Source organism: Photobacterium nomapromontoriensis (assembly GCF_050336815.1).
Lineage (GTDB): Bacteria > Pseudomonadota > Gammaproteobacteria > Enterobacterales > Vibrionaceae > Photobacterium > Photobacterium nomapromontoriensis.
Genome location: NZ_JAKJSL010000076.1, coordinates 1 through 9,993 on the forward strand (window position 1 = coordinate 1; position 9,993 = coordinate 9,993).

8 protein-coding genes and 1 pseudogene are annotated in these 9,993 nt (G+C 42.4%); 4 read left to right on the top strand and 5 right to left on the bottom strand.

Annotation, left to right across the window (positions count from 1 at the left end; genetic code table 11):
* The coding region (locus L4D12_RS24800; RefSeq protein WP_428450508.1) for a transposase at positions 1 to 149 on the bottom strand (149 nt) is incomplete at its 3' end.
* A 371-nt stretch (positions 150 to 520) separates the two neighbouring features.
* Between L4D12_RS24800 and L4D12_RS24805 the strand changes: the two genes are divergently transcribed.
* The gene (locus L4D12_RS24805; RefSeq protein WP_428450501.1) at positions 521 to 1,825 is read left to right on the top strand and encodes a DEAD/DEAH box helicase; all 1,305 of its coding nucleotides are present in this window, start codon (positions 521 to 523) and stop codon (positions 1,823 to 1,825) included.
* Between the two features lie 355 nt (positions 1,826 to 2,180).
* Here L4D12_RS24805 and L4D12_RS24810 read toward each other — a convergent pair whose 3' ends face one another.
* Positions 2,181 to 2,873 (bottom strand): pseudouridine synthase, encoded by a 693-nt coding sequence (locus L4D12_RS24810; RefSeq protein WP_428450502.1) that lies wholly within the window; start codon positions 2,871 to 2,873, stop codon positions 2,181 to 2,183.
* A gap of 223 nt (positions 2,874 to 3,096) precedes the next feature.
* Here L4D12_RS24810 and L4D12_RS24815 point away from each other — a divergent pair, with 223 nt between their 5' ends.
* Together L4D12_RS24815 and L4D12_RS24820 are read left to right on the top strand one after the other, a co-directional pair.
* Positions 3,097 to 4,371, top strand: a complete 1,275-nt coding sequence (locus L4D12_RS24815; RefSeq protein WP_428450503.1) for a DEAD/DEAH box helicase — start codon at positions 3,097 to 3,099, stop codon at positions 4,369 to 4,371.
* A gap of 783 nt (positions 4,372 to 5,154) precedes the next feature.
* Entirely contained in the window at positions 5,155 to 6,057 is a 903-nt protein-coding gene (locus L4D12_RS24820; protein ID WP_428450504.1) for a GGDEF domain-containing protein, read from the top strand.
* A gap of 137 nt (positions 6,058 to 6,194) precedes the next feature.
* Here the strand turns inward: L4D12_RS24820 and L4D12_RS24825 are convergent, their stop codons facing one another.
* Both L4D12_RS24825 and L4D12_RS24830 read right to left on the bottom strand, forming a co-directional pair.
* A complete protein-coding gene (locus L4D12_RS24825; RefSeq protein ID WP_428450505.1) occupies positions 6,195 to 6,965 on the bottom strand; it encodes a metal-dependent hydrolase in 771 nt (256 codons plus the stop codon).
* A gap of 227 nt (positions 6,966 to 7,192) precedes the next feature.
* Entirely contained in the window at positions 7,193 to 7,696 is a 504-nt protein-coding gene (locus L4D12_RS24830; RefSeq protein WP_428450506.1) for a GNAT family N-acetyltransferase, read from the bottom strand.
* 156 nt (positions 7,697 to 7,852) lie between these two features.
* Here L4D12_RS24830 and L4D12_RS24835 point away from each other — a divergent pair, with 156 nt between their 5' ends.
* The gene (locus L4D12_RS24835) at positions 7,853 to 9,733 is read left to right on the top strand and encodes a DUF294 nucleotidyltransferase-like domain-containing protein (protein ID WP_428450507.1); all 1,881 of its coding nucleotides are present in this window, start codon (positions 7,853 to 7,855) and stop codon (positions 9,731 to 9,733) included.
* 79 nt (positions 9,734 to 9,812) lie between these two features.
* Here the strand turns inward: L4D12_RS24835 and L4D12_RS24840 are convergent.
* A pseudogene (locus tag L4D12_RS24840) lies at positions 9,813 to 9,993 on the bottom strand (group II intron reverse transcriptase/maturase); the annotation flags it as partial.

Sequence of the window (9,993 nt, forward strand, 5' to 3'; positions counted from 1 at the left end):
AACTTATCGTGATGGCAATTAGGGCACTTGAACGCAGTAGGCCATCGCATATCAAACAAGTGCTTTTGGCACTGTTCTTCAGTACCATACAGCTTGATAAAGCGATGAATAGAAATACTTTTCTGAAATTGAACCATATTCTTAGGCATGATCTAATCCTCAAGTTTTCTTTAACTCAAAGTATAGCTCAGCTGGCTGATTAATGATGGTAATCAGGAAAGCCGTTATGCTGGCTGCCGACAATAAGATCAAAGATTCAACTATCGTTGGCCAAATCAAACGCGATTAATGTCAGCATCATCGCTCATTAAACACGGTTCTCATTGTGGAGAGCCGTTTTCATTCCCTATTTTGTTAACTTAAAATCTCAACGAGATTCCCACTCAGAAGCCGTACATGCTTGTATCACCAAAGTCTATCTATCTTGTGCTTTCACCGGAGTTGGCAATTTCACTAACTTTACTGAGGTTAAATACGCTAAACTAATAGGTTATTAACCTAGTTTGAGCCCTTTATAGTAATGACTACAGTCACAACGCCAGCCAACTTTACAGAACTTGGCCTTATTCCCTCCCTACTAGCTCGCTTAACTGAGCTGGAATATCAGCAGCCAACGCCTATCCAAGCGCAAGCTATTCCAAGTGTATTAGCAGGACGTGACTTAATTGCAGGAGCAAATACCGGTTCAGGTAAAACCGCCACTTTTGCACTGCCTATATTGCAACAGATTTATACTCACCAAGACGTTGCAGCAAAATCATCAAATAGCAAAAACGGCAAAGGGAATTTTGTTACAGGGCTGATTTTGGTCCCGACTCGTGAACTCGCCAAGCAAGTTGCTGATAGTATTAAATCTTACGCGGTGCACTTTAACGGCGCGATCAAAACGGTGGCTGTATTTGGTGGTGTATCGGCAAATACGCAAATGCTTGCATTACGCGGCGGCACAGATATTTTGGTGGCGACACCTGGCCGCTTACTTGACTTGATTTCAAGTAATGCCATTAAGCTTGATCGGGTTAAAACCCTCGTGCTAGATGAAGCCGACCGAATGTTAAGCCTTGGGTTTACAGAAGAGCTCAATGCACTTTTAGGGTTATTACCCAAGCAAAAGCAAACCTTATTGTTTTCAGCAACTTTTCCTGAGGAAGTACAGGCTTTAACCCAGGAATTGCTTAACGATCCTGTTGAAATTCAGCTGCAAAATGCGGATACCAGCACATTAGTACAGCGCGTATTCACCGTTAATAAAGGAGAAAAAACCGCTGTACTCGCACACTTGATCAAACAACATCAATGGCGACAAGCGCTTATTTTCGTCAATGCTAAGAATAGCTGTGAGCACTTAGCTGACAAACTGCATAAACGTGGTATCGCTGCTGAAGTATTTCATGGCGATCAAGGCCAAGGCGCTCGTTCTCGCGTGCTTGATGCATTTAAGTCAGGCGAAATTGAAGTGTTAATTGCGACGGATATTGCAGCCCGCGGTCTAGACATTGAAAAGCTACCCGTGGTGATTAACTTTGACTTACCAAGAAGCCCATCAGACTACATGCACCGTATTGGTCGAAGTGGTCGTGCTGGTGAAGTTGGTTTGGCATTGTCGCTTATCGACTATGAAGATTACCATCACTTCAAAGTTATCGAAAAGAAAAACAAGATCCGACTTGAACGCGAGAAAATTGCTGGTTTTGAAGTTGATGAAGCTATCAGTGAGGCCATGTTAGCGGCAACTAAGCCGGTAGCAAAACCGGAAGGTACTGGTAAGAAAAAACGTAAAAAGAAAGCGTCGACCCATACTGATGCATGGCTGAAAAACGCTTAATCCTGCTTATTAAGGAAGCATGAGTGTAAACACTCAGCCCCTCTTTCCTGCCAGTATTTTTACTGGCAGGATATTTAGGCTTTGAATAATGATTCTGTCATAATCAAGCTAAATGGCTCGGCATTCCTTCTTTCTTCCATCGCTCAATGATCACTTCTAGAAAGTCACCTTTAGCAAAATTGTCCATTCCATATGGAAGCGCATTTTCAACAGGTATCCACTTCGCTAAATCAAGTTTAACTTGAGCATACCTTAAGTCAGTTGCTAAGTTATGATGTTCACCAAAGATAACACATTTGGCTTGGGTGCCATTGCCCCCATACCTTTTGCAACTGAATGAAACGCTATACCTAAACTATAAGGTTATGAATGACTGAATTTCATCTGCTGTCAGGTAGCGCCATTGGCCCATTTCCACATCGAGATTTACCGACCCAATTTTTTCACGATGAAGCGAGACAACACGATTACCCACCGCAGAAAACATGCGCTTTACTTGATGAAACTTGCCTTCTGTAATGGTGATCCGCACTTCTTTAGAACCGATAACCTCCAATTTAGCCGGCCTTGTCAAAGTATTCTCACCTTGTAATTGAATGCCTTTTTTAAACTTGCTCGCGACATCATCTGCAATATCCCGGGATAAGCCAACACGATAGACTTTTTCACAGTGATTCGTTGGCACTGTAATATTAAACGACCAATGTCCGTCATCAGTGATCAACACTAAACCAGTTGTATCGGCATCTAAACGGCCAGCAATGTGCAATTCAGCCACATTATCAACATCCATATAATTAAACAGGGACGGATAAACTTCATCAATGTTTGAGCAAATGGTATCGGCAGGTTTATGCATAAGGATATAACGAAAATCACGTAGCTTAAGTTGCTGCCCGTTCATCATAACGGTGCTGTTTGCATGAACCTGCATCGCCACATTCATCGTGACATCACCATTAACACTAAGCTCCCCAGCATGGATACGGATGATTGCCTCACTTCGCGTTAATTCGGTACTTTTACAAACAAATTTATCAAGGCGCATTACAAATAACATTACTATAAGGAACGGAGGAAGCCATTATCCCCGCAACTCCCCCTAATCACCACATCTAAAACGGATGCCAGCCCCCCTGTGTCACAGACACTCAACAAGATTTCTTTACTCTACTATCTACCCAATCTGGGGATGGTTCGTGTTAGAATGTGAATATCACTGCAATAGCGATAACCTATGCAGCATTTTCTTCATACAACTGAGACTCCCAATGCCATTCTCAATGCTTGGATTAAGCGATCCAATCCTTAAGGCTATTGCCGAACTTGACTACAAAGCACCGACTCCGATTCAAGAACAGGCAATTCCTGTTGCTTTAACGGGCAAAAATCTTATCGCCGGTGCGCAAACAGGAACCGGCAAAACAGCCAGCTTCACCTTACCTATCCTTGAAATGCTCAGTAAAGGTGAAACCGTCCGAAAAAAACGTGTTAGAGCACTGATTCTTGTGCCAACGCGAGAACTTGCGGTACAGGTTGATAAGAACATTGAGAGTTACAGTAAGTACCTCAACCTAACCTCATTAGCGATGTATGGCGGTGTGGATGATAAACCACAGAAACAACGCTTAATTGAAGGTGTGGATATCCTGGTCGCGACTCCTGGTCGCCTGCTTGATATGCATAGCCAAAAAGCCGTACATTTTGAAGAAATTGAGATTTTGGTACTCGATGAAGCCGACCGTATGCTTGATATGGGCTTCATTGAATCAATCAATAAAATTGTTGATCGACTTCCTGTTGATCGCCAGAACATGCTGTTCTCAGCAACCTTATCAAAACAGGTCCGCGAACTCGCAAAAACAGCGATTAACAACCCTATTGAAATTTCAGTGGCATCAAACAGCACGTCTGAACCCAAAATCGATCAATGGCTCATTGCCGTCGATAAAGACAAGAAATCAGCCTTACTAAGCCACTTAATCAATGAGAATCAGTGGGAGCAAGCCCTGATATTTATTGAAACCAAGCACGGTGCCGCCAAGCTTGTTTCACAGCTAGAGAAGCGAGGCATTCAAGCCGAAGCGATTCATAGCGGCCGAAGCCAAGATGCTCGAGCAAGAGTATTGAATGAGTTTAAGGAAGGAAAAGTTAAATACCTTGTTGCAACAGGTGTTGCTGCGCGTGGTATTGATATCGATGATCTAACACGTGTTGTAAACTATGACTTGCCTTTCCCGGCCGATGATTACGTTCACCGTATTGGCCGAACAGGCCGAGCAGGAGCATCCGGCGAAGCGATTTCATTAGTATCACGCGATGATTTTAAAAACCTGTGTATGATTGAAAAACGACTTGGGCATTTGCTCATTCGTAAAGAAATTGAAGGGTTTGTTCCTAACAAACCGTTGCCTATTTCTATCTTAGATTTCATGCCTGAAAGCAAAAAACGTCAGTCAGGAAGAAATGCACCCGTAAATCGCTCATCGAACACGAGTGGTCGACGCTCTGCGGGTAGAAATAAAACCCCAAAAGAAAATAAGTAAGCAATAAAGAACAAAACATATAAGGCCTGAAAATAGCAACAACGGGCCTTATTTGACCTCATCATACCGTTCCTCTCGCTATTCTCCATCAGCACCATCTCAGTTAGAATTTAATGGTTAAAATATGACTAACAATTAGTCAGAGTATTTTAGTCATGCCTGCGAAACATCTCGCAAAATAACCATCGAATATTACCATCAAACACCGCACTCGTTACAGTCAATATACTAAAATTTATCCAAGAAGTTGGCATTATGACTCAGACGAAGTGTTGTTCCACATGCGGCCAAGCTGAATACCTGGTTTCTTATACTAAAGGGTTACGAGTCTGCATCTGTGGCGTTGCCACCTTTGAAGCTATATCTCGCGATACCCAAGTGACTCTTTGGCGATTTACTGTACACATACATACCGCATAAAACCCATACAATTAACAACAAAAATCAGTTGACAATAAAAACATAACTCACCTACCTATAATGACGGTATTTTCATTGCCATTATCGCCTTACTTTCTTTACGGTACAGGCCGAATTGTATGAGTATCATGACACCCTTACCACTAACAAGTATGTGACTATCGTCTATCACACAATTATTTCAAGTCATAACAGAAGATGACCAATCTCTAATTTTTTATATTATTCTGTTATTTTTTAACATTTCCCCTTGAATTTCTGGAATCAATATCACATATTATAGCCTTAAATAGAATTATCTGTTACAGCAAGCCGCTCATGTATAACTTGTTCATGGATGCAATCGCAATAGTATGAGATTCAATGACTGGATATCCACAAATACAACTCGACCACGACAATGCCTTTGCTTCTGACTTCGGTACTTTGATACATGAACAATACAAAGTACTACATGTCGATGACAATCTCTGCAATATTTTTGGCGTACAAAGTGCGGAAACACTGCTAGCACTACCTAGCCTACTTCCACTATTTTATGACACCGATCCTGACACAGCACAGAATCACTACCAACAGCTCATCGCGGGTAGCATCAAACCCAAAATACAGACCTTCCGACTCACTAAGCCATGTGGTGAATTAGTACACGTTTTAGCAGCTGAATCCATTGTGCAATGGCATAACCGACAAGTTATCCAACTTGCCATTATTGATATCACAGAGAAATATCAGGGCTACAATGATTTAGAGCAACAAGCTTATATCGATTCACTTTCTGGTTTAACTAACCGTAATGGCTTTGAGAAAACCCTTGAAAATGAATTAATTAAAGCAGAAAAAATGAAAGTCCCACTATCATGTCTTTTCATCGATATTGATGACTTTAAAGCGATTAATGATAATTATGGTCATCATGCGGGTGACAATGTTATTCGTTTATTTGCACAATGCTGTCGCAACTGTTTCCGACAAACAGATTTTATCGGTCGCTGGGGTGGAGAGGAATTCATCATACTCTTGCCTCAGACATCCCTACATTATTCCCTTATTTTAGCTGAGCGATTACGACGCCAGGTAAGCCAACTCAATTTACCGATTGCTGGACATGATATTTCTTTCACGGTCAGCATTGGCATTCGAACATTAGCCCATGAAAAAATGAGTGCTAACATGCTAGTACATCATGCGGACTTAGCATTAAGCTATGCAAAAAATAACGGGAAAAATCAAGTCATGTCCTATTCTCAGTTAAATAAGCTATAAGATAACTTCGTGACTCACCGCATTCTCACCATAACAAAAAGGGAAGCAATTCTGCTTCCCTTAACCTATTCATTGAATAATTAACCATCCCCTGACAAGACAAGGTCCATACCGATGAGGGACTGCCTGCATATCAGTTAATTCTTGCTCATCGCCTCTTTTGTCGATGATACAACGCTATCAAAAAATGATGTCACCTCTTCCCTGTTTAGCCAATCGGGCTTGAATCTAAACTCGCTCCAATCCGTCACGTCTATCCATGTTTTATGCCATGGTGGGCTATTCATATAGAGTAAAGCGATCAATAAACACTGCAAGGCGCTCAGAAAAGGATTTCTTGGTGAGAACACTTTCATGGCTGATCCAAATGATTTTTTTACTCGCCGATTGGCGAGATCAACGCTGTATATTTCATCTAACAACAGATGGACGAGACCACCAAAAAATAAAAAACCACCGGACAACCATGCCGTTATTTCACTGTAGCCGAGTAGATACATTAACCAAACGATAAACAAACCAGACAGCAAAATAAATGCCAGTGAGTGACAACAACCTCGATGTACCGTTATTTTCTCTAACGTCGATTTAAAATTGTACCGTATCGTAAAATAACAAAACGTACCATAAACCATTAGTTCAAGCATTGAGACCATGCGATAGATATGGCCGACAAAACTAAAGGTTATTATTCCACCAAATAATCGAAATAACGTCTGCATTGAGGTAGAGTTATCAGAGTCGATATCAGGCAGTAAACCACCAACAGTACCGACTAACATCAGCCATAATGCGGTGATTGGCACAACGTGCCCTGCAGAGAGCAAAGCGGTCGCCGCCAAACTACTCGTTAGCGCGGCCGCTCCAAAATGTGTGTTGAAATTAGCCACTATAATCACATAATACATGACCGCTTCACAGTCGTTACTACCTACATGTAAGCTATCAAACTAACCTAAACACAGTGTAGCACCTGCGACAAACAGTCATTGTCTCTTTAACTGGATAAATAAACAGTATTATGAATTAATTCATTTTAAGTTCAATATAAACCAAGAATTTACTCTCAAAGTGCTCCTGAACGTTGTTTTTTTGTTCAAGCCTGACTCTTTTCTGACAATAATCGCCTTATAAGTTAATGTTTATCCAGTGTTAACTGATAAAACGCCAAATCTAGCCAGCGATCAAATTTAAACCCAGCCTGTTTAATGATACCCGCTTCTTCAAAACCGCATTTTTGGTGTAAGCGTAAGCTAGCAATATTATCTAAATCAATTGCCCCAACCATGGTGTGGTAACCTTGATGAGACGCCACTGCGATAACAGTATGCATCAACTCACGAGCAACCCCTTTACCTCTGAATTGGCTATCAAGATAAATACTATTTTCAACGGTAAATTGAAATGCAGGCTGTTCACGAAAACGTCCGTAACTTGCAAATCCCATTAACTCCTCCTGCTCGGTAAATGCACCGATAATCGGATAATCACCTCGCGATTTCACATTAAACCACTGCACCATCGTCTCCATGGTGCGGGGTTCATATTCATACAAGGCAGTAGTATGGGCAATTGCGTCATTAAATATATCAAGTATCGCTTGTGCATGATCTTCAAAGGTACAATAACGGATATGCATAATGGTCGTGTTCCACTCGTATCAAGGGCTTACTAACAAGCTGAATTAAAACATATACCCACGTTACCTCAAGATCCTTATTTCAGCGAGAAGTTATTACCTTCTAACCACGGCGTATATACTTTCAACTCATGTACTAGCAATACGGAACCGACGATGGAAGCCGAACAGCTGGAAATACTGAGCTTTATCAGTCAATACCCCCCATTTAAACAACTGCCTGAAGATACGCTAAAAAACGTCGCGCTTAACATTGAAGTCTCTTACTATCGTGCCGACACCATGATTTTGAATGTGGGTGATAGTATCCAAGATTTATATCTGATCCGCAGTGGTGCTGTTGAAATCTATCGGCGTAAAGGTGAACTTTATAACCGAATTGATGAAGGCGATTTATTCGGTCAAATGGGCTTACTCATGAATAACCGTGTCAGAATGCCGGCACGTGCGATCGAAGACACATTGCTTTACTGCATTCCTGATAGCATTTTTACTGCATTGTGTGATGAGTTTGATTCTTTTGCGGATTTTGTTGAGCTTGAAGACAGCACCCGATTACGTAATGTCGTCTCAACACATGCAAAAGAAAATGATCTGACAACCTCAAAAGTACGCACGTTACTCTCTCGCGAACCCATCGTCATCGCCAAAACCGAAACAATTCAAGCTGCAGCAATCACAATGGCGGAAGAAAACATTTCTGCCCTACTGATTATTGATCCTGACGGTGAAAACAACGACGACGATGACAACGCGCTTGTTGGCATCATTACAGACAGGGATCTTTGCTCACGCGTATTGGCAAAAGGCCTAGACACGAGCAATCCCGTGTCTGAGGTGATGAGCAGTGAACTCATCTCGCTCGATGACAATGCGTATGTCTTCGAAGCGATGCTGACCATGCTGCGTTACAACGTTCACCACCTACCGGTATTGCGTAAAAAGCAACCACTCGGTGTCATCGGCCTCACTGACATTGTGCGCTATGAATCGCAAAATAGCCTATTATTGGTCAGCAGTATTTTCCAGCAACACACAATAGATGAACTGATCGTCGTCGCGGATGAAGTCAAACATTGTTTTGTTCGAATGGTTCACGAAGATGCTAATGCCCACATGATCGGTAGTGCGATGTCGGTGATTGGCCGCAGCTTTAAGCAGCGATTAGCTGAACTGGCTGAAGAAGCAATGGGATCGCCCCCTATCCCATATTGCTTACTCGCCATGGGGTCTATGGCCCGGGATGAACAACTGATTGTAACCGATCAAGACAATGCGTTGATTTTAGATGATAGCTATGATGAAAAACGGCACGGTGAATATTTCGAAAAACTGGCAACCTTCATCTGTGATGGTCTAGCGGCCTGTGGCTACGCCTACTGCACAGGTGACGTTATGGCAACCAATCCCGAATGGCGAAAAACCCGATCCCAATGGGAAGCGTGCTTTGCCCAATGGATTGACGATCCCAAGCCCCAAGCGCTATTGAACAGTTCTATTTTCTTTGACCTTGACGGCGTATACGGCCGTGAAAAATGGGCGGAACAACTAAACAGTTTTATCATTCGTCGCGCTCGTAAAAATAATCGATTCCTCGCTTGCTTAGCCAGAAATGCCATTAGCCGGACACCTCCCCTAGGGTTTTTTAAAGATTTCGTAATGGAAAAAGATGGCCGGCATCGAAATTCAATCAATCTTAAACGTAGAGGAACGGCACCATTGGCTGATCTTATCCGGGTGCATGCCCTTGCTGTGGGTTCCCGGTCTCAAAACTCATTTGAGCGTTTAGATGATGTGATTGAGTCCGGAATCCTTCCAAAAGGACGCGGCCAAGACTTGCGGGATGCGATGGAGCTGATCTATATGGTACGAATCCGACATCAAGCATTAGATGTTGAAGCCGGTATTGAAGCGGATAACAGTATCGAACCAGAAAACATGTCTGATTTTGAGCGTCGAAATCTCAAAGCCGCCTTCCAGATCCTAAGTAATGCTCAGAATTTCATTAAGTTTCGCTATCAAGGTAATAATCGATAATACACTCTACATCGAGTAGGGTGAGGCGTCGCCGCCTCATCCCTCTCACAGAACCGTACGTACGGACCTCGTATACGGCTCATGTACATTTCCATTCAGCGTAAGTGCTGAACACATGCCCTGTCACAACATGTTCAATATTGACTAAACCAAGTTCATTGAACCATTGATTTGTCATAGCGTAGCTCGATAACGGACTCGCAGAGCTTCTCCAGCCTGTCATTCGTATGTGACTAAACGGCGGTTTATATCCTCGCTGT

What these genes read in the sequence shown, in the direction of transcription:
- L4D12_RS24825 (WP_428450505.1), bottom strand. Translation starts at nt 6,965, where the DNA reads ATGTATTATGTGATTATAGTGGCTAATTTCAACACACATTTTGGAGCG.
- L4D12_RS24810 (WP_428450502.1), bottom strand. Translation starts at nt 2,873, where the DNA reads ATGCGCCTTGATAAATTTGTTTGTAAAAGTACCGAATTAACGCGAAGT.
- L4D12_RS24830 (WP_428450506.1), bottom strand. Translation starts at nt 7,696, where the DNA reads ATGCATATCCGTTATTGTACCTTTGAAGATCATGCACAAGCGATACTT.
- L4D12_RS24815 (WP_428450503.1), top strand. Translation starts at nt 3,097, where the DNA reads ATGCCATTCTCAATGCTTGGATTAAGCGATCCAATCCTTAAGGCTATT.
- L4D12_RS24820 (WP_428450504.1), top strand. Translation starts at nt 5,155, where the DNA reads ATGACTGGATATCCACAAATACAACTCGACCACGACAATGCCTTTGCT.
- L4D12_RS24805 (WP_428450501.1), top strand. Translation starts at nt 521, where the DNA reads ATGACTACAGTCACAACGCCAGCCAACTTTACAGAACTTGGCCTTATT.
- L4D12_RS24835 (WP_428450507.1), top strand. Translation starts at nt 7,853, where the DNA reads ATGGAAGCCGAACAGCTGGAAATACTGAGCTTTATCAGTCAATACCCC.